Origin of the sequence: Seohaeicola nanhaiensis, from assembly GCF_042654245.1 — a bacterium.
GTDB classification, from domain to species: domain Bacteria; phylum Pseudomonadota; class Alphaproteobacteria; order Rhodobacterales; family Rhodobacteraceae; genus Seohaeicola_A; species Seohaeicola_A nanhaiensis.
In genome coordinates this window covers 658,876-680,243 of record NZ_JBHSGI010000024.1, presented here as the reverse complement: position 1 = coordinate 680,243, position 21,368 = coordinate 658,876, and the positions used below count along the sequence as shown (strand labels likewise).

At 67.6% G+C, this 21,368-nt stretch carries 22 protein-coding genes and 1 pseudogene; 11 read left to right on the top strand and 12 right to left on the bottom strand.

Translation table 11 applies throughout. The features are described 5' to 3' along the window. Nucleotides 1-3 precede the first annotated feature (3 nt). Entirely contained in the window at nt 4-477 is a 474-nt protein-coding gene (locus ACFO5X_RS17850) for an SspB family protein (protein ID WP_380719424.1), read from the top strand. Between the two features lie 18 nt (nt 478-495). Here ACFO5X_RS17850 and ACFO5X_RS17845 read toward each other — a convergent pair whose 3' ends face one another. After that, on the bottom strand, nt 496-1,029 hold the full coding sequence (locus ACFO5X_RS17845; protein ID WP_380719422.1) for a hypothetical protein: 534 nt from the start codon (nt 1,027-1,029) through the stop codon (nt 496-498). A 166-nt stretch (nt 1,030-1,195) separates the two neighbouring features. Between ACFO5X_RS17845 and fumC the strand changes: the two genes are divergently transcribed. The 5 genes from fumC to ACFO5X_RS17820 all read left to right on the top strand — a co-directional run bounded on the left by fumC (nt 1,196) and on the right by ACFO5X_RS17820 (nt 4,336). Continuing rightward, on the top strand, nt 1,196-2,590 hold the full coding sequence (fumC, locus tag ACFO5X_RS17840) for a class II fumarate hydratase (RefSeq protein WP_380719420.1): 1,395 nt from the start codon (nt 1,196-1,198) through the stop codon (nt 2,588-2,590). Between the two features lie 66 nt (nt 2,591-2,656). Beyond that, nucleotides 2,657-3,631, top strand: a complete 975-nt coding sequence (locus ACFO5X_RS17835; protein ID WP_380719418.1) for a serine hydrolase domain-containing protein — start codon at nt 2,657-2,659, stop codon at nt 3,629-3,631. Between the two features lie 54 nt (nt 3,632-3,685). Beyond that, a complete protein-coding gene (locus ACFO5X_RS17830; protein WP_380719416.1) occupies nt 3,686-3,862 on the top strand; it encodes a DUF4169 family protein in 177 nt (58 codons plus the stop codon). Next, entirely contained in the window at nt 3,859-4,071 is a 213-nt protein-coding gene (locus ACFO5X_RS17825; RefSeq protein WP_380719414.1) for a ribbon-helix-helix domain-containing protein, read from the top strand. Before ACFO5X_RS17830 ends, ACFO5X_RS17825 begins: the two co-directional genes overlap by 4 nt. Before the next feature lie 34 nt (nt 4,072-4,105). After that, complete coding sequence (locus ACFO5X_RS17820) at nt 4,106-4,336, top strand: N-(5'-phosphoribosyl)anthranilate isomerase (protein WP_380719412.1); 231 nt, start codon at nt 4,106-4,108, stop codon at nt 4,334-4,336. Between the two features lie 51 nt (nt 4,337-4,387). Here ACFO5X_RS17820 and ACFO5X_RS17815 read toward each other — a convergent pair whose 3' ends face one another. The 3 genes from ACFO5X_RS17815 to ACFO5X_RS17805 are packed head-to-tail and all read right to left on the bottom strand — an operon-like array spanning nt 4,388 to nt 7,736. Beyond that, nucleotides 4,388-5,728 (bottom strand): cytochrome P450, encoded by a 1,341-nt coding sequence (locus ACFO5X_RS17815; protein WP_380719410.1) that lies wholly within the window; start codon nt 5,726-5,728, stop codon nt 4,388-4,390. Beyond that, nucleotides 5,725-6,951, bottom strand: a complete 1,227-nt coding sequence (locus ACFO5X_RS17810; protein WP_380719408.1) for a hypothetical protein — start codon at nt 6,949-6,951, stop codon at nt 5,725-5,727. The genes ACFO5X_RS17815 and ACFO5X_RS17810 overlap by 4 nt, the downstream gene beginning before the upstream one ends. A 38-nt stretch (nt 6,952-6,989) precedes the next feature. Then, nucleotides 6,990-7,736, bottom strand: a complete 747-nt coding sequence (locus tag ACFO5X_RS17805) for a cytochrome c biogenesis CcdA family protein (RefSeq protein ID WP_380719406.1) — start codon at nt 7,734-7,736, stop codon at nt 6,990-6,992. A 103-nt stretch (nt 7,737-7,839) separates the two neighbouring features. Here ACFO5X_RS17805 and ACFO5X_RS17800 point away from each other — a divergent pair, with 103 nt between their 5' ends. After that, the gene (locus tag ACFO5X_RS17800; protein ID WP_380719404.1) at nt 7,840-8,073 is read left to right on the top strand and encodes a sulfurtransferase TusA family protein; all 234 of its coding nucleotides are present in this window, start codon (nt 7,840-7,842) and stop codon (nt 8,071-8,073) included. 7 nt (nt 8,074-8,080) lie between these two features. Here ACFO5X_RS17800 and ACFO5X_RS17795 read toward each other — a convergent pair whose 3' ends face one another. The 5 genes and pseudogenes from ACFO5X_RS17795 to ACFO5X_RS17775 all read right to left on the bottom strand — a co-directional run bounded on the left by ACFO5X_RS17795 (nt 8,081) and on the right by ACFO5X_RS17775 (nt 15,159). Continuing rightward, nucleotides 8,081-8,485 (bottom strand): hypothetical protein, encoded by a 405-nt coding sequence (locus ACFO5X_RS17795; protein WP_380719402.1) that lies wholly within the window; start codon nt 8,483-8,485, stop codon nt 8,081-8,083. Between the two features lie 124 nt (nt 8,486-8,609). Further along, complete coding sequence (locus ACFO5X_RS17790) at nt 8,610-11,288, bottom strand: Rne/Rng family ribonuclease (protein WP_380719400.1); 2,679 nt, start codon at nt 11,286-11,288, stop codon at nt 8,610-8,612. Between the two features lie 453 nt (nt 11,289-11,741). Beyond that, nucleotides 11,742-13,204, bottom strand: a pseudogene (locus ACFO5X_RS17785) (carboxypeptidase M32). Then, complete coding sequence (ctaA, locus tag ACFO5X_RS17780) at nt 13,201-14,355, bottom strand: heme A synthase (RefSeq protein WP_380719398.1); 1,155 nt, start codon at nt 14,353-14,355, stop codon at nt 13,201-13,203. The pseudogene ACFO5X_RS17785 and the gene ctaA overlap by 4 nt, the downstream one beginning before the upstream one ends. 63 nt (nt 14,356-14,418) lie before the next feature. Further along, entirely contained in the window at nt 14,419-15,159 is a 741-nt protein-coding gene (locus ACFO5X_RS17775; protein ID WP_380719396.1) for an RNA methyltransferase, read from the bottom strand. 129 nt (nt 15,160-15,288) lie between these two features. Here ACFO5X_RS17775 and ACFO5X_RS17770 point away from each other — a divergent pair, with 129 nt between their 5' ends. Continuing rightward, the gene (locus ACFO5X_RS17770; RefSeq protein ID WP_380719394.1) at nt 15,289-15,909 is read left to right on the top strand and encodes a thiamine phosphate synthase; all 621 of its coding nucleotides are present in this window, start codon (nt 15,289-15,291) and stop codon (nt 15,907-15,909) included. Between the two features lie 4 nt (nt 15,910-15,913). On the opposite strand, the gene ACFO5X_RS17765 is transcribed toward ACFO5X_RS17770, so the two are convergent. Beyond that, nucleotides 15,914-17,086, bottom strand: a complete 1,173-nt coding sequence (locus ACFO5X_RS17765) for a HupE/UreJ family protein (protein WP_380719392.1) — start codon at nt 17,084-17,086, stop codon at nt 15,914-15,916. Between ACFO5X_RS17765 and ACFO5X_RS17760 the strand changes: the two genes are divergently transcribed. Continuing rightward, complete coding sequence (locus ACFO5X_RS17760) at nt 17,058-17,873, top strand: DUF4198 domain-containing protein (protein WP_380719390.1); 816 nt, start codon at nt 17,058-17,060, stop codon at nt 17,871-17,873. The genes ACFO5X_RS17765 and ACFO5X_RS17760 overlap by 29 nt on opposite strands. Here ACFO5X_RS17760 and ACFO5X_RS17755 read toward each other — a convergent pair. Next, nucleotides 17,870-18,982, bottom strand: coding sequence for an anhydro-N-acetylmuramic acid kinase (locus ACFO5X_RS17755; RefSeq protein ID WP_380719388.1), 1,113 nt, complete (start codon nt 18,980-18,982; stop codon nt 17,870-17,872). The two genes, ACFO5X_RS17760 and ACFO5X_RS17755, sit on opposite strands and share 4 nt — an antisense overlap. Before the next feature lie 63 nt (nt 18,983-19,045). Here ACFO5X_RS17755 and tyrS point away from each other — a divergent pair, with 63 nt between their 5' ends. After that, nucleotides 19,046-20,296: a tyrosine--tRNA ligase gene (gene tyrS / locus ACFO5X_RS17750; RefSeq protein ID WP_380719386.1), complete on the top strand. Its 1,251-nt coding sequence runs from the start codon at nt 19,046-19,048 to the stop codon at nt 20,294-20,296. Here tyrS and ACFO5X_RS17745 read toward each other — a convergent pair. Continuing rightward, a complete protein-coding gene (locus tag ACFO5X_RS17745; protein ID WP_380719384.1) occupies nt 20,293-20,421 on the bottom strand; it encodes a hypothetical protein in 129 nt (42 codons plus the stop codon). The genes tyrS and ACFO5X_RS17745 overlap by 4 nt on opposite strands. A gap of 48 nt (nt 20,422-20,469) precedes the next feature. On the opposite strand from ACFO5X_RS17745, the gene ACFO5X_RS17740 reads away from it, so the two are divergent. Beyond that, nucleotides 20,470-21,363: a GNAT family N-acetyltransferase gene (locus ACFO5X_RS17740; protein ID WP_380719382.1), complete on the top strand. Its 894-nt coding sequence runs from the start codon at nt 20,470-20,472 to the stop codon at nt 21,361-21,363. Nucleotides 21,364-21,368: the final 5 nt, after the last annotated feature.

The window sequence follows — 21,368 nt, the reverse complement described above, 5'->3', positions numbered from 1 at the left end:
CGAATGGCTCGGCAGATCGACTACGGCAATCTGATGCACACCGCCATGCGCGGGCTGATCAAGACCGTCCTTCAGGACGTGGCCGACAACGGCCTGCCCGGCAAACACCATTTCTTCATCACCTTCGACACCTCGCACCCCGATGCGGAACTGGCCGACTGGCTGTCCGACCGCTATCCCGGCGAAATGACCGTGGTGATGCAGCACTGGTACGACAACCTGAAGGTCGGCGACGACGGCTTCTCGATCACGCTGAACTTCGGCAACGCGCCCGAGCCGCTCTATATCCCCTACGATTCGATCATCACCTTCGTCGATCCCTCGGTCGAATTCGGCCTCCGCTTCGAGGCCGGCGAAGACGGCACCGACGACACCCCGCCCGAACCGAAAGGCCGCAAGGCCGAGGAACGCCCCGCCCCAAAACCTGCGGCCCAGCCCGATGCGCAGGTCGTCCGGCTGGACACCTTTCGCAAGTAAATACTGGCCGCCAGCGACCTACTGGCGCTGCAACACCGTCGAGACCGACCGCCGCTTGGTCGTGTCGCTCAGCGCGGTAAAGGTCAGCTCCAGCCCCTCGGACACCAGCCTGCGGTCGAACTGCTGAATCTCGAACCCGCCGGTCTCGTCGACGAACAGCGAATAGACCGTCAGCGTATCCCCCATGATCCGCGCCCAGACATACGGCTCGCCCTTCATCGGATCGAGCGGCACCTCATGCCCGAAAACGTTCCGCGTCATCGCCGCGGCAAAGACATTGTCCCGGTCGGTCGGCACGAACGTGATCTGATAGGTCTTCTGCTTGCCCTTGCCGTCCCGATAAGTGGTCGAGCTCCAGGTCACCGAAAAACTGTCCTTCCCCTGCCGGATCGACACGCTCATGTCGCGCTGGGCGGTGGCGCCGTCATGGGTCGGCACTTCGGCGGTGCCGGAATAGTCGCCCACAAACCGCGCGACCTGCGCCTGGGCCAGCGTGGCGCAGCTCAGCGCCAGCGCGAAAGTGACGAAGAACAGACGACGCAAGACCACCACGGCAGGCTCCCTTTCCCCCGGACAAAGGGGTGCGCGCCCACCCTAGTCAAGGCCGGCCCCTGCGGCAACTGACCTTTCCGCGATGCTGCGCGCAACTGGACAATTGCACCGCGGGGCGCAGGCCGGTAGACCGCAGGGCGACAGCAGTTCAGAACCGGAGTCCGTCATGTCTGACACCCGCACCGAAACCGACAGCTTCGGGCCGCTCGAAGTTCCCGCCGACAAATACTGGGGCGCGCAGACCCAGCGCTCGATCATGAACTTCCCCATCGGCTGGGAAAGACAGCCCGTCGCCATCATCCGCGCCCTCGGCGTCATCAAGCGCGCCTGCGCCGAGATCAACATCTCGACAGGCAAGCTCGACGCCACCATCGGCAAGGCCATGGTCGAGGCGGCGACCGAGGTGATCGAGGGCAAGTTCGACGACAACTTCCCGCTGGTCGTCTGGCAGACCGGCTCGGGTACCCAGTCGAACATGAACGCCAACGAGGTCATCTCGAACCGCGCCATCGAGATCCTGGGCGGCACCATGGGCTCCAAGAAGCCCGTGCACCCCAACGATCACGTCAACATGGGCCAAAGCTCGAACGACACTTTCCCAACCGCGATGCATGTCGCCATCGGCATGATGGCCCGCGACACGCTGCTGCCGGGTCTGGAAAAGCTGCACAAGGCGCTGGCCGCCAAGTCCGAGGAATTCAAGGACATCATCAAGATCGGCCGCACCCACACCCAGGACGCCACCCCGCTGACGCTGGGGCAGGAATTCTCGGGTTACGCCAAACAGGTCGAGAACGGCATCGCCCGGATCAACAAGATCCTCCCCGAGATCTACGAACTCGCCCAGGGCGGCACCGCCGTCGGCACGGGTCTGAACACCGACAAGGGCTGGGATGTCGCCGTCGCCGGCAAGATCGCCGAGATCACGGGGCTGCCCTTCGTCACCGCCCCGAACAAGTTCGAGGCTCTGGCCGCCCATGACGCCATGGTCATGTTCTCGGGCGCCCTCAAGACCGTCGCCGCCTCGCTGTTCAAGATCGCCAACGACCTGCGCCTGCTCGGCTCCGGCCCGCGCTCGGGCCTGGGCGAACTGATCCTGCCGGAAAACGAACCCGGGTCCTCGATCATGCCCGGCAAGGTCAACCCCACCCAGGCCGAGGCGCTGACGATGGTCTGCGCCCATGTCATGGGCAACGACGCGGCGGTCGGTTTCGCCGGTTCGCAGGGTCATTTCGAGCTGAACGTCTACAACCCGATGATGTCCTATAACGTCCTGCAATCCATGCAGTTGCTGGGCGACGCGGCGGGGTCGTTCACCGACAACATGGTGGTCGGCACCCAGGCCAACACAGCCCGCATCGACAAGCTGATGAAGGAATCGCTGATGCTGGTGACGGCGCTGGCCCCCACCATCGGCTATGACAACGCCACCAAGGTCGCCAAGACCGCCCACAAGAACGGCACGACCCTGCGGGAAGAGGCCATCGCGCTCGGCTTCGTCGATGGCGAAACCTTCGACCGCGTGGTCCGCCCCGAGGACATGATCGGCCCCAAGGGCTGAGCCAGTCCGCGCATTCGTGATCGCCGGCGCGTTGACGACGCGCCGGCAGCACGCCATTTGCGACAGATGCTGACACGTCGCCACCTGCTCGCCACCTCCCTCGCCATCCCCTTCGTCCGACCCTCGCGGGCCGATGCCCCCTCTGCCTTGCGCGCAGCCGGCGCGCAGTTCGAACAGCTGCACTCGCTTCTGGTCTCAAAGAACGGCGAGACCGTCTTCGCCGAGGCCTTCCGGGGCCCGGGTCTCGACCGTCCGGCCAACATCAAATCCTGCTCGAAAAGCATCGTCGCGCTGCTGCTCGGCGCCGCGATCGCGCGCAACGAAGTCACGGGCCTCGACGCCACGCTGGGCGATGTCGCCCCCGCCCTCATCCCCGCCACCGCCGATCCAGCCGTCCGTCGCATCACGCTCGGCGACCTCGCCAGCCTGCGCGCAGGGCTCGAACCCACGTCGGGTCCGAACTACGGCGCCTGGGTCAGCGCGCCCAACTGGACCGCCTATGCCCTCTCGCGCCCCCTCGTCGCCACGCCCGGCGGCCGGATGCTCTATTCCACCGGCTCCACCCATGTCCTCGGCGCCGCGCTGACCGTCGCCACCGGCAAGTCCCTCCTGACCCAGGCCCGCGAACGCCTCGGCCGTCCGCTGGGCATCGACATCCCCGCCTGGACCCGCGACCCGCAGGGCTACTACCTCGGCGGCAACGAGATGGCGCTCGCGCCGACCGCCATGCTGCGCCTCGCCCAGGTTCTCTGCGACGGAGGGCGGTTCGACGGCGATCAGGTCATTCCGTTGAACTGGCTGCGCCAGTCCACGCAACCGCTGACCCGCTCGCCCTATTCCGGACTGGACTACGGCTACGGCTGGTTCCTCAGCCTCTCCGGCTTCGCCATCGCACGCGGCTACGGGGGCCAGGTCATCGCCTTCCACCCCGCGCGCCAACTGGCGGTGGCGATCACCTCCGACCCCACCCGGCCGGCCCGGTCCGAGGGCTATTTCGGCGACCTCGCCGATCTGCTCGACACCGCCATCCTCTCCCTGTGACCGCTTGTCTGCGGCGGGGAACAATGGCACCTTCGCCCCAAGCGGGAGCATTCCATGACCGGCATCACCAACCTCAACCAGTTCCGCAAGCAGAAGGCCCGCGCCGAAAAGCGGGCTCAGGGCGACGCAAATGCCGCCAAATTCGGCCGCACAAAGTCCGAGCGCGATCTGGAAACCGCCCGCAAGGAGAAGGACCGCCGCGACCTCGACGGCCACAAGCGCGAGACATGAGCCGCCCGGCCAAGCATTCGCTGACCCTCAGCGGACACCGCACCAGCGTCAGCCTGGAACCCGAGTTCTGGGCGGCCTTCCGCGAGATCGCCCAGATCCGCGACATCGCGCTCAACGCGCTCGCCGCCGAAATCGACGCCAGCCGCGATCCCGACACCGGCCTCGCCTCGGCAATCCGGCTTTTCGTGCTGCGACACTACCGCGGTTAACGGATTCTCAAGCTCAACCGGGCGATGATCGGGCATGACCGAAACCCGACGCTTCCTGCCGCCCGCCATCTGGATGCAGCGTCTGTTCGACGCCAAGGCCGCGCGCCAGGATGGCGTGGTCCGGCGCAGCACCCGTGCCGTCGAACTCGTCGTCGGCCGCGCCGCTTTCGAGGTCGAGATCCGTCGGCGCGGCTATCACGCGATCCAGAACGGCGACCAGATCGTCGTCTGCTGCAACAACGACCCCATCCGCGTCCTGTGCTAGGGCAAAAGTTTCCCGGAAACTATTGCCAAGACTTTTTAGGAAAGTCTTGGATCACGCTCGCTCAGCGACCTTCAACCAGATCCCGTCCTGCGCCCGCACCGTCAGATGCGCCACCGGCACCGGATCACGCCCCGCGACCGGGGCAAAGCGATAGCTCCGCACCAGCAGCGCCAGCAGCAGCGGCCCCTCGATCATCGCAAACCCCGCCCCCGGACAGACCCGCGCCCCGGCCGAAAAGGGGATGAAAGCCTCGCGCGCGCAGGCCCGGCCATTCTCGCTCTGCCAGCGGTCCGGGTCAAAGCCGTCGGGATCCTCCCAAAGCCGCGCGTGGCGGTGCAGATGCCAGGGGCTGAGCACCAGCTGCGCCCCCGTTCGCACCGCCCGCTCGCGGAACCGCTCGTCCCCGGTCGCCTCGCGCACCATCATCGGCACCGGCGGATAAAGCCGCAGCGCCTCGCGGAACACGTCGCGCGTCACCCGCAGCCGCGACAGCCCCGCGAAACTGCCGTCATACCCCGCGGCCTCCGCGGCCACCCGGTCCTGCCACTCCGGGGAAAGCGCCAGCAGATAGAGCGCCCAGGCGAGCGCCGAGGCGCTGGTCTCATGCCCCGCCAGAAAGAAGATCGCCACTTGGTCGACCATCTCGGCCGCGTCAAAGCGCTCCCCGGTCTCGGGGTCGGGCGTCGTCATGATCTTGGTCGCCAGATCGTCGGGCGCGGTACCCGCCGCGATCTCCGCCGCCCGCGTCGCCACCATCTCGCCGATCAGCCGCCGGATATCGCTCGCCGCCGCCCTGGTCGCCCGGCGATGGAACCGCGGCATCCAGCGCGGCAGCGGCAGAAAGGCCGCCAGGTTCAGGATCGGCTGGCTGCGCTGATAGTCGCGAAACCGCGCGAAGACCGCCGCCGCCACCGGCGCCTCGATCGGCAGCGAGAACAGTGTGCGAAAGATCACATCCGCCGCGACATGGCTCGTCACCGCCTCGATCTCGGTCTCGCCCGGCGCCAGCCGGGCCACCGCCGCCTGCCCGGCCGCCGCCATCGCCGGAAAGGTATCGCGCAGCCGCCCGCCCTCGAACGCCGGGTCGATGATCCGCCGCTGCCGCTTCCAGGTCGCGCCGTTGGTCAGGAACACAGAATTGCCGAGCAAGGGCCGCAACCCCTCACCCACCCGGTCCGATTTCGGGAAGTCATCGGGCCGCCGCTTCAGCACCTCCGCCACGAGATCCGGCTGGTTCAGCAGATAGCTGCGAAAGAACGGCGTTCGGAACTCGGCCATCCAGGCCCGGTAGAGCCGCTCGGGCTGCGCCGACAGGATATCCGCCCGGAACAGCCGCAGATAGCGCCAGAGCGACACCTTGTCGGCCCGCGACTCCGGCTTGGGCGGGATCATGCGGCGACCGAAGTGTATTTCGACACCGCCACCTCGATCCGAGATTTCGACGGCGCCCGCCCCGCGAACCGCGCGGCCAGCGTCTGCGGGCCGGCGGTGATGCGAAAGTAATCGTAATCCCCCGGCCGGTCGAAGGCGCAGAGATACTGGAAATGCAGCCGGAAGAACCGCCAGCGCAGCGCCCGCCACCGCTCGGGGCTCAGCGTCTGGGTGAAGGCGGCCGAAATCACCAGCGGCCAGCGCTTGCCCTCCGGCGCAACCCCCGAGACGCTCACCGGATCGCAGAGCGCAAAGGCACAGCCATCCCCGGGCGCGGTCACATCGACCCAGGCGATTTCCTCCCGCGCGGCGAGAAACGCCAGATCGGCGCGCAGCCGCGCGGCCTTCGGCAGGAAAGACACCATCGGCACCACCTGTCCCAGCGTCAGCAGCCCCAGCGCCGGGCCATCGCCCGGCACCTGCCCCGCGCGGATCAGATCGGCCAGCACCGAGATCCCCAGATGCGCGCCCGAAGAGTGTCCGACCACCAGCACCTCGTCCGTCTCCGACTGCAAAGCCGCCGCAATTGCCTTGCCAAATTCGAACATTCTAGCCTCCAGTTCCGAAGGATTCTCACCCCCGGACTGTGCCGAATATCCATAATCATGCATCAGGTAGAAAATGAAGGTTTTGCCGTCCCGGGCCTTCACCCAAGACATAAACGCATAGGCCAGACCAAGCCCGACCGGCACGCCGGGCGACCAGCCCCACGCACCAAACAGGGCAACACAGGCCCAGACCACCCCCGCCACGACACAAAATGCCGCCAGCGCCAGCGCCACCAGCGCCCCCACCGGATAGAGCGCCGCGATAACGGGCCCCTTCCTCAACCGCATCAGCCGCCACAGCGCCCCCGACCCGATATAGGCCCAGGCCGTCCGCAGCATCTGCCGATAGGTCGCCGCCAGCGTGTTCGCCATGCTGTCGCGCACGATATCCGACCAGACCAGCACCTCGACCTCGGTCTCGACCCGCGCGCCCTCGATCTCGGCGCTGACATGCCAGCCATAGGGCCCCGGCGTCCCCTTCGGGCTCAGCGACAGCGCATAGCCGGAAATCGCCGCCTGCGCCGCACCCTCCTTGCGATAGAGCTCCCGATACCGCCGGGGATGAATCGGATCATAGCCGGGGATGTAGAACACCCTCCGGCGGCGCACCTGCCGCTGATCCCCTGCCTGCTCCATGGCGAAAGCCTAGCGCGGATTTCCACCCGGCGTAAGGCTCAGCCGAGCTGCCCCAGCGCCGGAAAGGTCTCGAGCAGCCAGAACGAAAAGCTGGTGAAGGCCCCCGTCACCAGCATCAGCCCGACGATCAGCAGCAGCAGGCCCATCATCTTCTCGATCAGCCCCATGTGCCGCTTCAGCCGGTTCATCACCGCCATCGACCGCGTCAGGAACATCGCCGCCAGCAGGAAGGGGATGCCCAGTCCCGCCGCATAGACGCCCAGCAGCAGCGTGCCCCGCGCGACCGAGGCCTCGGACGCCGCCAGCGACAGGATCGCGCCCAGCTGCGGCCCGATGCAGGGCGTCCAGCCAAAGGCGAAGGCCAGCCCCAGGATATAGGCGCCAAAGGCCGACCCGCCGGTGTCGCGCGCATCAATCCGCGCCTCGCGGTCCAGAAAGGGAATGCGGAACAGCCCCAGGAAATGCAGCCCGAAGACAATGACGACAATGCCCGAGACCTTGCTGAACAGCTCCTGGTTCTGCAGGAAGAAGGCCCCCAGCATCGAGGCGGTGAACCCCAGCAGCAGAAAGACCGTAGACAGTCCCAGCACGAAGAACAGCGCCGCCAGCACCGCCTTGCGCCGGCCGGTGCCCTGGATGTCGCCGATGCTGACCCCGCTCATATAGGCGAGGTAGGGCGGCACGATGGGCAGCACGCAGGGCGACAGAAAGCTGATCAGCCCGCCGATCAGCGCCACCGTCATCGCCGGCAGAAGCCCGGCGTCTATGATGTCAATTCCGAACATACCTCGCGGCTTAGGCCATCCGCGCACCCGCGTCACGCGCCGAGATGCCGCGCCCCATCACAAGGCTGTGGACAGGCCCCCGCCCGCCGCGTAACCAATCCCCATGACCGAGATCGCCGAAACACTCGACGCCACCGGGCTGCTCTGCCCGCTGCCCGTGCTGAAGGCCCGCAAGCGGCTGAAAGCGCTGCCCGACGGCGCCGTGCTGCGGATGCTGGCCGACGACCCGGCGGCGGTGATCGACGTGCCCCACTTCTGCGCCGAATCCGGCCACACCCTGCTCGACCAGTCCGAAGCCGATGGCGCGCAGATCTACCTGATCCGCAAGGGCGGCTGATCCAGCCTCAGCCGATACGACCCACCCGGAAACCGCTGCACCGCTCGGGCGCCACAAGTCGCTCGCGCGGGTCGCCGGATCCCGCGACAGGACGTAGAACAAGGCGCATTTCCCCGTCCTCGCCGCAGGCGATGTCGAAAATGAACCAGTCACGGCCATCGGCTTCGACAAGAACGGCATGGCTGGCGCGCCCGTCCCTGTCGAACCCCAGCCGCCGGAACTGGTCGACACTCTCGCGCCCGGCCGTCTCGCAATAGGGCATCAGGACAAAGGAAGAATAGATCGCCGGAACGACGGTCTCCCATTCGTCATAGGCATCTTCATAGGAGGTCGAAAGACCGGCCCTGTTAGCGCTGGGGCGAATGGCGCTCAGGGCCTCCAGGCACAGAATGACCTGCTGTTTCAGATCCACCGGCGTTTCTCTCTGCGTCGGCTGCAATCGATCTGCCTCGCCCTGCAAGCTGTCTTCAACGCCACCTTACAAACGAAAAGCCCCGGCACAAGGCCGGGGCTTCCATCTCTTTCCGGATCAGTCCTCAGCGCGAGCCGAGCGACCACCAGCCGCGCCGCTTGGGCTTGGAGTCCTCGGATTCGGCCTCGGCGGTCATTTCCGGCTCTTTCGCGGGCGGCGCTTCCGGCTCTGCCGGAGTTTCGGCCACCGGCGCTTCCGCCACCGGAGTTTCCGCCGGCGCTTCGGCCACAGGCGTTTCCGCCACTGGCGCGACATCTGGCACCGCTTCCGGCGCAACCTCTGCGGCCACCGCTTCCGCCACCGGCTCGGCGCTCACCTCGGGCTCTGCCGCCGCCGACTTGCGCCGCGACGAGGACGCCCGGCTGGACGAGCTGCGCGACACGCGGGTCTTCTTCGGCGCAGGCTCGGCCTCGGGTTCAGCAGCCTCGGCCACCGGCTCCTCGGCCTTGGCCTCTTCCGTCTTGGGCTCGGCCTTCTTGCGCGACCGCGACCGCGTCGCCTTCTTCTTCGGGGCAGGCTCCGCCGCCTCTTCCGCGACCGGCGCGGCATCTGCATCGGCCACCACCTCGGGCGCGGCCTCTACGGTCTCGGCTGCCGCTTCCGGCGCCTCATCCGCATCGTCGCCCTCATCCGACGCGCCATTGGCCTCCTGCCCGTTGTCGCCATTCGACGACTTGCCCGACCGCCGGCGCCGCCGCCGGCGCTTGCGCTTGGGCTTGCTCTCGCCATCGCCCGAGGACTGTTCCGGCGTGGCTTCCGCCACCGCTTCGATCTCGTCCTCTTCCTCGTCGGCGATATCTTCCTCGTCGGCGTCCACCTGATCCATCAGCGAGGTATCGACCGAAATCACCGGAGCGACCTGCACCGGGATCGCCCGGGTCGCGGTCTTGAACTTCTCCATCGTGACATCCGGGCTGACCAGATGCACATCGCCCTCGATCCGCACGGCCATGCCGTATCGGGTCTCGATCTGGGCGATATGCTCGCGCTTCTGGTTCATCAGGAAGTTGGCGATGGCCACCGGGCACTTCACCAGCACCTCGCGCGACCGGTTGCGGGTGCCCTCTTCCTCGATCTGGCGCAGCACCGACAGCGCCAGGCTGTCGTCCGAGCGGATCAGACCGGTGCCGTGGCAGGCCGTGCAGGGCTGGGTCGTCGCCTCCAGCATGCCGGGCCGCAGACGCTGCCGCGACATCTCCAGCAGACCAAAGCCCGAGATGCGGCCCACCTGGATGCGCGCGCGGTCGGTCTTCAGCTTGTCCTTCAGCTTCTTCTCGACAGCGGCGTTGTTCTTGCGCTCGTCCATGTCGATGAAGTCGATGACGATCAGACCGGCAAGGTCGCGCAGACGCAGCTGGCGGGCCACCTCCTCGGCGGCCTCCATGTTGGTCTTCAGCGCGGTTTCCTCGATGGATCCCTCTTTCGTGGCCCGGCCCGAGTTCACGTCGATGGCGACCAGCGCCTCGGTCACGCCGATGACGATATAGCCGCCCGATTTCAGCTGCACGGTCGGGTTGAACATCCCGGCAAGATAGCTTTCCACCTGAAAGCGCGCGAACAGCGGCAGGTTCTCCGCATAGGGTTTCACGTTCTTCGCGTGGGACGGCATGATCATCTTCATGAAGTCCTTGGCGATGCGATACCCGCGGTCGCCCTCGACCAGAACCTCGTCGATATCACGGCTATAGAGATCGCGGATCGACCGCTTGATCAGGTCGCCTTCCTCGTAAATCTTCGCCGGCGCGATCGATTTCAGCGTCAGGTCGCGGATCTGCTCCCACAGGCGCTGAAGATATTCGTAATCGCGCTTGATCTCGGCCTTGGTGCGCTTGGCGCCCGCCGTGCGCACGATCAGCCCCGCGCCGGGTGGCACATCGATCTCGCCGGCGATTTCCTTCAGCTTTTTGCGGTCGACCGCATTGGTGATCTTGCGGGAAATCCCGCCGCCCCGCGCCGTGTTCGGCATCAGCACGCAATAGCGGCCGGCCAGCGACAGGTAGGTGGTCAGCGCCGCACCCTTGTTGCCGCGCTCTTCCTTGACGACCTGCACCAGCAGGACCTGGCGCACCTTGATGACTTCCTGGATCTTGTAGCGGCGCGGACGCGGCCGGCGCTGCGGACGCAGATCCTCGACGTCATCCTCGACCGCCACCGATTCGATGGTGTCGTCGCGCGCGGCGGCATCGTTCTCCGCCACGTCGCCGGCCTCGCCATCATGATCGTGGTCGTGGTCGTCCTCCGGCTCGGCCACCGGCGTTTCCGGCACCCGCTCCATCGGCGAGCTGCCCTCGGGCACTTCGCCCTCGCCCTCGTCCGAAAAGTCGATGGTCTGCATGCCGGTGATCTCGGTCACCGCATCCTGACCGCCGGTCGACTCGGCGGCGCTGCTGCGGCGCGATCCGCGCCGCGCGGCGCGGGCGCCTTCCTCTTCCTCGCGCGCATGCTGCGCCTCGGCATAGGCCTGCTCTTCCTCCATCAGCGCCTTACGGTCGGCGATGGGGATCTGGTAATAGTCGGGATGAATCTCCGAAAACGCCAGGAACCCGTGGCGGTTTCCGCCGTAATCGACGAAGGCCGCCTGCAGCGACGGTTCGACCCGGGTTACCTTTGCGAGATAGATGTTTCCGGCAAGCTGCCGTTTGTTTTCGGATTCAAAATCGAATTCCTCGACCTTGTTTCCGTCCACCACCACGACGCGGGTTTCCTCCGCGTGGGTGGCATCGATAAGCATTTTCTTGGCCATTTTTCCTTGATGCACAAACGCTGCCGCCCATCCCCTGGCGGGGCCGGGCGGTGCAGGATGTGTCTGATGAGGGCGACTTGAAACGCGGCGTCACAGGGCAGGCCCTCTGGCCTTCCTGACTGACAGATCAGTACTCTCGCGCGCGTCATCGCGGTTCTTCTCCGACAGACCGGGATCACCCCGGAATGCCCATACGATCCTTCGCCTTTTCGTTGCGACGAAGGTAGTTCACTGACCCTTTTCAGGGCCAAATCAGCAATTCCGAAGCCTGTCGGCGCGTTGTGCGCAGGGGGTCCGAAAAAGAGAATATCGGTCGGTTCGTGTGCGGACACACGGTGTCACCGTTCCTTTACATAAGGCCATGGGCCGGGCAAACACAATGGGCATGTTGCCGCCGCCCCGCGAATGTCGCGCGGCGGCTCGGAAACGCCCATGCAAAAGCATCGCGCCCGCTCAAAGCGCATAGAGCGCGCCGAACTTCGCCTCGAGATAATCCAGCAGCGCGCTTTCGCTCACCGGCCCGCCACTCGCCCGCTCGATCACCTCGCGCGGGGTGTAAAGCCCGCCGAAGCGTTGCAGGCTCTCGCGCAGCCAGGTGGTGGCGCCGCCGGTGTCGCCCTGTGCCAGCTGCCCGTCCAGCCCCGGCACCTCCGCCCGAAGCCGCTGATACAGACACCCGGCATGCCCAGGCTGTAGGTCGGGAAATAGCCGAACAGCCCCGCCGACCAGTGCACATCCTGCAGGCAGCCATGCGAGGGCTTGTCGACGTTATAGCCGAAGTCGGCGGCGAACCGGTCGTTCCAGGCCGCTTCCAGATCGCCCACCTGCAGATCGCCCGCCATCAGCGCGCGCTCCAGATCGAAGCGCAGCATGATGTGCAGGTTGTATTGCACCTCATCCGCCTCGGTGCGGATATAGCCCCGGTTCACCCGGTTCACCGCGGCATAGAATTCATCCGCATCCGCAATCCCGAAATCGCCGAACACCTCCGTCATCTCGCCGAACAGCCAGCCGGTAAAGGCGCGGCTGCGCCCCAGCTGGTTCTCGTAGATGCGGCTCTGGCTCTCGTGCACGCCCATCGACACGCCCTGCCCCAGCGGCGTCAGCGCATAGGCGGGGTCGATCCCCTGCTCGTAGCTCGCGTGCCCCACCTCGTGGATCGTCGAATAGATGCAGTTGAACGGATCCAGCGGATTGGTCCGCGTGGTGATCCGCACATCCGACCCCGACCCGGACGAGAAGGGATGCACCGCCTTGTCCACCCGGCCCCGGTGCAGATCGTATCCAAAGGTCTCGGCCAGCTTGCCCGCCAGACGCATCTGCGCGGCCTCGTCAAAGGCGCCCTGCACCCCCTTCGGTGCGGGCCGCTCCAGCACCGCCGCGCGCAAAGCCACCAGCCGCGGCCGCATCGCATCGAACAGCGCGGCGATCTCGCCCCCGGTCATGCCCGGCTCGTAATCAGCCACCATCGCGTCATAGACGTCGCCGCCCGCCGCCAGCGCCTGCCCCTCCTCGCGCTTCAGCGCGACGATCTGCTCCAGCACCGGCAGGAAGGCCGCCACATCCTCATCCGCCCGCGCCGTCGCCCAGACGCCATGCGCCTCCGAGGTCGCCTGCGCGATGGCCCGCGCCAGCCGCGCCGGCACCTTGTTGTTGCGCTCCCAGTCGCGCCGGATCTCGCGCAGCTGCGCCTGTCCCGCCGCATCGGGCGCCTCGGCCCGCGCCAGCCAGTCACCGATCTCGGGCGCCGTGCGCCGCGCGTGCAGCACGCCTTCGATGGCGGCCACCTCGGCCCCGCGCTGCGCCGCCGCACCTTTGGGCATGGTCGTCTCCATGTCCCAGTGCAGGCGCCCCGAGACTTGCGCCAGCGCGCAGGTGTCGCGCTGGAACGCCATCAACTCCTCGTATGCGCTCATCGCGCCACTCCTCTGATCGAAACAGCCTTGGGATAGGCCGCGAGATACCGCGCGCGAAGGATCAGCACGAAAACCACCACCGCCATCAGCTGATGGGTGATCGCCACATGCAGCGTCGCGCCCTGCAAGACCGTCACGATGCCCAGCAGCACCTGCACGCAGGTCGCCGCCAGCGCCGCGTTGAAGGCGAACCGCGTCGCCGCATGGGCGCTGCGCCGGCCCCGCGTCCAAGCAAAGATGGCAAAGGCGAACAGCCCATAGGCCACCACCCGGTGAATGAACTGCACGAGGCCCGGGCTCTCCAGGAAATTCAGCCACAGCGGCGTCACCGGGAAGGCATTCGGCGGGAACCACTGCCCGCCCATCGTCGGCCAGTCGTTATAGCTGCGCCCGGCATCGATCCCGGCCACCAGCGCGCCGATCAGGATCTGCAGAAAGGCGAAATGCATCCACCCCGTCGCCAGCCCGAACAGCCGCGCCTCCTTGGCGCGCCGCGCCTGCATCAGCTCGCGCTCGGGCCGGCCCAGCAGGAAGACATACCATGCGATGAACCCAAGAATGGCAAAGGCCAGCCCCAGATGCACCATCAGCCGGTAACTCTTGACCGAGGTGATGCCCTCGCCCTGCGTGACGCCCGAAGAGACCATCCACCAGCCGATCGCGCCCTGCGCCCCGCCGAGCACGCCGATCCACAGCAGTCGCAGCGTCCAGCCGACCGGGATCTGCCGCGCCACCAGAAAGCCGAAGAACCCCAGCGCCCAGACCAGCCCGATCACCCGGCCCAGCTGGCGGTGGCCCCATTCCCACCAGTAAATTTCCTTGAAATCCGCCAGCGTCATCCAGCCGTTCATGATGCGGAACTGGTCGATCTGCTGGTATTTGTCGAATTCCGACTGCCACTCGGCCTCGCTCATCGGCGGCAGCGCGCCCGTCACGGGCCGCCATTCGGTGATCGACAGCCCCGCGTCCGACAGCCGCGTCAGCCCGCCGACCACGATCATCGCGACGACCAGCGCGAACAGCACCATCAGCCAGGCGCGGATGCCCCGCCGCGCCCCGCCCCGGCCCTTGTCGATCAGCCCCGGCTGCGCCACCGGACGGGCCGCGCCCTGTTCCGGGACCTCCTCGAAGATGCTGCGCTTGCCGCTCATGCGTGGCTCCACGTTGATTGCCCTGCGATATCTATGGCCCGTCGCCGCCGGCGTCCAGCCGGCTCAGCCCCGTTCCTTCCAGCGGACCATCTGTCGCAGCACGCCGTGCAGCATCCGCACATCCGCCTGCGTCAGCGGCATCCGCGACCAGAGGTTGCGCAGGTTCAGCTTCATGCTCTCGGCCTTGTGGTCGGGAAAGAAGAACCCCGCCGCCGCCATCCGCTCCTCGTAATGATCGCCCAGCTTCTCGATCTCTTCGGCATTGGCCCACTCCGATCCGCCCGGCTCGCGCAGTTCGTGCACCACCTCGCCGGTCCGGCGCATCCACTCATAGGCCACCAGCAGCACGCATTGTGCCAGGTTCAGCGAGGCGAACACCGGGTTCACCGGGACCGAGATGATCGCATTCGCCCGCGCGATCTCCTCGTTCTCCAGCCCCGCCCGCTCGGGGCCGAAGACCACCGCCACCTTCTCGCCCGCCGCGATCCGCTCGGCCGCCAGCGCCATCGCCCGCTCCGGGCTCAGCACCGGCTTGGTCAGCCCGCGCGGCCGCGCCGTCGTCGCCAGCACCAGCGTGCAATCCGCCACCGCCTCGGCCATCGTCTCGGTCAGCTGCGCCTCGTCCAACAGCCGCCCGGCGCCGCTCGCCATCGCGACGGCCTTCTCGTTCGGCCAGCCGTCGCGTGGCGCGACAATCCGCATCCGGTCCAGCCCGAAATTCCACATCGCCCGCGCCGCCGCGCCGATATTCTCGCCCATCTGCGGGCGCACAAGGACAAACACAGGCGGCACGGGCTCGGTCATATCGCGGGGTCTCCGGGAAAATCCGTCCCCGTCTAATGGCCCCGGCGGCGATGGGCAAGGCGGCGGCATTTGCAAGCCCGCGCGCAACAGGCTAGAGCGGCGCGGACACGCCTCGCCAGGAGCGGACCCATGAGCACCGAAGATCGCCCGCAGCTTTACCTGATCACGCCCCCGGCCTTCGAGCTGGACACATTTCCCGACCGTCTCGCCAGCGTCCTCGACGGGGCCGAGATCGCCTGCGTCCGTCTCGACCTCGCCACCCGCGACGAGGATGACATCCTGCGCGCCGCCGACGCGCTGCGCGAAGTGACCCACGCCCGCGACGTCGCCCTGGTGATCTCGGAACACGTCCTGCTGGCGCAGCGCCTTGGGCTCGACGGCGTCCACCTGCGCGACGCCGCCCGCTCGGTGCGCGCCGCCCGCAAGACGCTCGGCCCCGACGCCATCGTCGGCAGCTTCTGCGCCGCCTCGCGCCATGACGGGATGACCGCCGCCGAAGCCGGCGCCGATTACGTCGCCTTCGGCCCGGTCGGCACCAGCGCCCTCAGTGACGGCACCCAGGCGCCCTTCGACCTGTTCGAATGGTGGTCCGAGATGATCGAGGTGCCGGTCGTCGCCGAAGGCGCGCTCAGCCTCGACACCATCCGCACCCTCGCCCCCGTGACCGACTTCTTCGGCATCGGCGCCGAGATCTGGGGCCAGGACGACGCCCTCGCCGCGCTGCGCAGCCTGTCCGCCGCGATGGGCTGAGCGGCTACAGAAACGCCCGCTCCACGAACCACCAGGCTCCCACCGCCGCAATGACCAGCGAGGCCGGCACCGCAATCGCGCGCCGGTACCAGGGCTTGCCCCCGAACCAGTAGCCCACGGCCAGGAAGGCCAGCGCGATCACCGTCAGCTGCCCCAGCTCGACACCCACGTTGAACCCTAGCAACGCCGGGATGAACTGCCCCTGCGGCAGCCCGAACTCCTCCAGCACGCTGGCGAACCCCAGCCCGTGCAGCAGTCCAAAGCAGAACACCACCACCGGCCGCCAACTGTGCAGCCGGCTGGTCAGCACGTTCTCCACCGCCACATAGGTGATCGAGGCCGCGATCAGCGGCTCGACAATCCCCGCCGGAACGCTGACCCACCCCAGCGCCCCCAGCGCCAGCGTGATCGTATGCGCGACGGTAAAGGCACTGATCTGCCACAAAAGCGGCCCCAGCCGCGTCGACAGGAAGAACAGCCCCAGCACGAACAGGATATGGTCCAGCCCCTTCGGCAGGATATGGTCGAACCCCACCGGGATATATTCGGCAAAGGCCCCCAGCGCCCCGGTCGCCCCGCCACCGCCGATCGCGATCGGCCCGCTGGTCCCGCCCGCCTCGATCAGCCCGGTAAACCCGTTCTCGACCCCCATCTGCCGCAGCACCAGCTGACCCGCGCCCGCGGGCCAGCCCAGCGTCACCACCCGCGCCCCCGCCGGAACATCGGCCCCCAGCACCAGATGCGAGGCACGGGCATAGCCCACATCCCCCACCTCCGGCACCGTCACCTCCTCCAGCCGCGGCGCCAGCGGCGCGCCATCCGCCCGCAGGTCGATCCCTTCCAGCCAGCCCGCCGCCCAGCCGCGCACCGCATCCGCCATCGCCCCGGGCGGCAACGCCCGCAGCGCATCATAGCGCGCCGCCTCCTCGGCCGAGGCAGTGTCGAGCACGCTGCCCAGGTCGATCCCCGCCACAAAGGCCTCGGCGTTCATCCGCATATCCAGCCGCGCCGCGCCACCCTCGACCGTCAGGTCGGCGATCACCGGCGTCACCTCATGCGCCGACAGCGGCGCAGTCCACAGCGCCAGACTTGACAGCACCGCCAGCAGCGTCAGCTTGAGCCGCATAAGTCCCAACGGATCGAACCCCATGCGCCGCGCCCTGCTCACCTCTGCCATCCTTGTCCTGGTGCAGACCGCCACCCAATCCGCCGCGCATGAATTCTGGGTGGAACCCGAGAAATATCAAGTCGAAAGCGGCGCCCCGCTGGTCGCCGACCTGCGCAACGGACAGAATTTTCGCGGCGCCGCGCTGGCCTATTTCCCGGCGCAAACCGCCCGTTTCGACCTCATCACCGCCACCGGCACAACGCCCGTCACCCCCCGCATGGGTGACATCCCCGCGCTCGCCACCACCGCGCCCGCCGACGGGCTGCTGGTCATCCTGCACGAAACCCGCGCCTCCACGGTGAAATACACCAAACCCGAAACCTTCGCCGGTTTCACCGCCCACAAGGATTTCCCCACCGCGCTCCAGACCCACCGCGACCGCGGCCTGCCCGAGACAGGCTTCATCGAAACCTACCGCCGCTTCGCCAAGGCGCTGGTCGCCGTCGGCGACGGCGCCGGCGCGGATGCGCCTGCCGGCATGGAAACCGAATTCGTCGCTCTGACGAACCCCTACACGGACGATCCCGCGCAGGGTCTCGCCGCCCGCCTGCTCTATCAGGGCCACCCCCGCGCGCAGGCCCAGGTGGAAATCTTCGACCGCGCGCCTGACAGCACTGTCGCCATCAGCTATCTGCGCACCGATGACGCGGGCGTGGTGCGCGTGCCCCTCATCCCCGGCCATGCCTACCTGCTCGACGCCGTGGTCCTGCGCCCGGTCAATGAGGGCGCGCCCTTTGACCCCGACACCCCGGTCTGGGAAACCCTCTGGGCCGCTATGACCTTCGCCGTGCCCTAGCCTCCGCCGGGCACCGAGACGATGCCGCCGCCCACCGCCGCCCGCACCCCCGTGGTGCCGGGGCACGAGGTCGGCATCCCCCGCGCCACCCGCACGGCCAGATAGGCGAAGGCCTGCGCCTCCAGCATGTCGCCATCCAGCCCCGCCGCCTCGACCGGCTCCACCGCACAGTCGAGCCCCGCCGCCAGCATCTCCATCAGCACCGGATTGCGCCGCCCGCCGCCCGTAACCAGCACCCGCGCCGGCGGCTTCGGGCAATGCTCCATCCCGCGCGCCACGGCGGCCGCGCACATCGCGGTCAGGGTCGCGGCCGCATCGGCGTCGCTCAGGCCCTCGACCAGCTTCGAGGCAAAGGCAAAATCGTTCCGGTCCAGCGACTTCGGCGGCATTCTTGCGAAATACCGCGCGCCCAGAAACTCTTCGAGGAGCCCTTCCGCCACCGTGCCCTGCGCCGCCAACGCGCCACCCTCATCCATCTCCAGCCCGCGCCGCGCCATCATCAGATCGTTGACCGGCGCATTCGCCGGGCCGGTGTCGAAGGCCAACAAGGCGCCCGGTTCCTCCGGCGCGCTGCGCGCAGGGTCGATCCAGGTGATATTGCCGACCCCGCCCAGATTGAGGAAGCACAGCGGGTTCTCCGCCCCCATCCACTTCGCACAGGCAAAGTGGAAAAATGGCGCCAGCGGAGCCCCTTCGCCGCCCATCCTCACGTCGTCGCTGCGGAAATCCCAGACCACCGGCACCCCCAGCGCCCCGGCCAGCGCGGCCCCGTCGCCGACCTGCAGGGTGCCGCGCCCCCGCGGATCATGCGCCAGCGTCTGGCCGTGAAAGCCGACGATATCGACCCCCTCGAACTCCTTCAGCGCCTCGAAATGCGCAACATCCACGACATCCCCCGCCAGGTCGACCTCGGCCCCCTCCCAGCGCCCCAGCGCGGCCCGCAGGATCGCCCGCTCCTGCGGCAGATATGTCCTGTAACCGCTTGGCCCGAAACCGGAAATGCCGATCCCGTCGGTCTCGACCACCGCCGCGTCCACCCCATCCAGCGAGGTGCCGCTCATCGCCCCCAACGCGCGCAGCACACCCGTCCGCGCAATGGCCTCATTCATGGCCTTTTCCTTTGCCCGCCCCATAACTATACACTGCCCCGCGCACCCAAGCAGAGGCAAGCCATGACCTACCACCCCAAATCGGATTTCATCGCCATCATGATGGAACGCGGCTATCTGGCCGACTGCACCGATTATCAGGGTCTCGACGAGGCTCTGCGGGTGCCGGGCCGGCCCGCCTACATCGGCTATGATGCCACCGCCAAGTCGCTGCACGTCGGCCACCTGCTCAACATCATGATGCTGCGCTGGTTCCAGAAGACCGGGCACAAGCCGATCACCCTGATGGGCGGCGGCACCACCAAGGTCGGCGATCCGTCGTTCCGCTCGGACGAGCGCCCGCTGCTGACGCCCGCCGCGATCGACGACAACATCGCCAGCATGAAGAACGTCTTCGCCAAATACCTCGCCTATGGCGATGGCGCTTCCGACGCGATCATGCTCAACAACGCCGAATGGCTCGACGGGCTGAACTACCTCGAGTTCCTGCGCGACATCGGCCGGCACTTCTCGGTGAACCGGATGCTATCCTTCGAGTCGGTCAAATCCCGGCTCGACCGCGAACAGTCGCTGTCGTTCCTCGAATTCAACTACATGATCCTCCAGGCCTATGACTTCCTCGAGCTGAACCGCCGCTATGGCTGCATCCTGCAGATGGGCGGCTCGGACCAGTGGGGCAACATCGTCAACGGCATCGACCTGACCCGCCGGGTGCTCGACCACGAGATCTACGGGCTCACCTCGCCGCTGCTGACCACCTCGGACGGGCGCAAGATGGGCAAGAGCCAGGGCGGCGCCATGTGGCTGAACGCCGACATGCTCTCGCCCTACGAATTCTGGCAGTTCTGGCGCAACACCACCGACGCCGATGTCGGCCGCTTCCTCAAGCTCTATACCGAGCTTCCGGTCGAGGACTGCGACCGCCTCGCCGCGCTGGCCGGGTCCGAGATCAACGAGGCCAAGGTCGTGCTGGCCAACGAGGTCACCACCCTCTGCCACGGCGCCGAGGCGGCTGCGGCGGCCGAGGCCACCGCGCGCGAGGTCTTCGAAAAGGGCGGCATCGGTGAGGATCTCCCGACGCTCAGCCTCACCCCCGAAGAGGTCGGCAGCGGCATCTCGATCGTTCAGGTCATCGTGCGCGCCGGGCTCGCCAAGTCGGGGAAAGAGGCCAAGCGCCTGATCGCCGAGAATGGCGCCCGGATGGACGACGCTCCGCTGACCGACGCGGGCCTGATGCTCGACGCGGCCGCACTGGCCTCGCCGGTCAAGCTCTCTGCGGGCCGCAAGCGCCACGCCCTCGTACAGATCGGCTAAAGCAGAGCCTCCGCCAGCGCGATCAGCGCGAAGGGCGCAGACAGCACCAGGAACACCAGCAGCGCCGCGGCCCGTGTGGGCCGCGGCGCTGTCGCCTTGATCTTGCGGATGTGTCGTGTTGGCATCCGAATCCATTAACCACATCTTAGGTTAAGGGCCGGTAAACAGGCGCCATGACACCCGCGCCGATTCCCCTGCAACAGCACCCGAACTTCGCCGCCGCCCTCACGCTGCTGGGCCGGCCCCCGCTGACCCTTGCCAATGGCCACCTTATGCTCACCCGCCCGTTCCCCGGTGGGCTGCGCCTCAACCTGCTCTCGCGCGCGGCCCTTTCCGCGCCCGAGGCGCTGCCCGATCTCCTCGGCCCCCATCGCGCGCCGCTGATCCTGTCGCCCGAACACCCCGCGCCCGGCCTCGCCCGCCTTGGCGCGGTGCCGCTGATGACTCCGGCCACCCTCGCCGAAATTCCGCTCGCCGACCCCGGGACGATGCGCGCCGCGCTGCACCCGAAATGGCGCAACCGTCTGAAACAGGCCGAATCGCTGAACCTTCGCGTGACGATCCAGCCGATGCCTCCCGACCCCATGCACTGGCTGCTCGCCGCCGAAGACGCACAACGCCGCGCCCGCCGCTACCGCGGCTGGCCCCGGATGCTCACGGTGGGCTTTGTCGCCGCCAACCCCAGCCAGGCGCGCCTCTTCACCGCCCACCGGAACGGCGCGCCGCTTGCCGCGATGCTCTTCCTGCGCCACGGCGAGGCCGCGACCTATCACATCGGCCATACCACCGGCGACGGCCGCGCCGCCTCGGCCCATACGCTGCTGATGTGGCAGGCGATGCTCTGGCACGCGGCGCGCGGCTGCCGCAGCCTCGACCTCGGCCTGATCGACACCGACCGCGCCGCCGGTCTCGCCCGTTTCAAGCTCGGCGCCGGCGCCGTGCCACGTACGCTGGGCGGCACCTGGGGCTGGTGGCCCCGCCTCGGCCCGCTGCTCGCGCCGCTGGCCCGGCTCGACGCCACGATGGCAGGACAGGAACACCCTCTGCCTGCTTCTTCTCTTTCCTAAATACT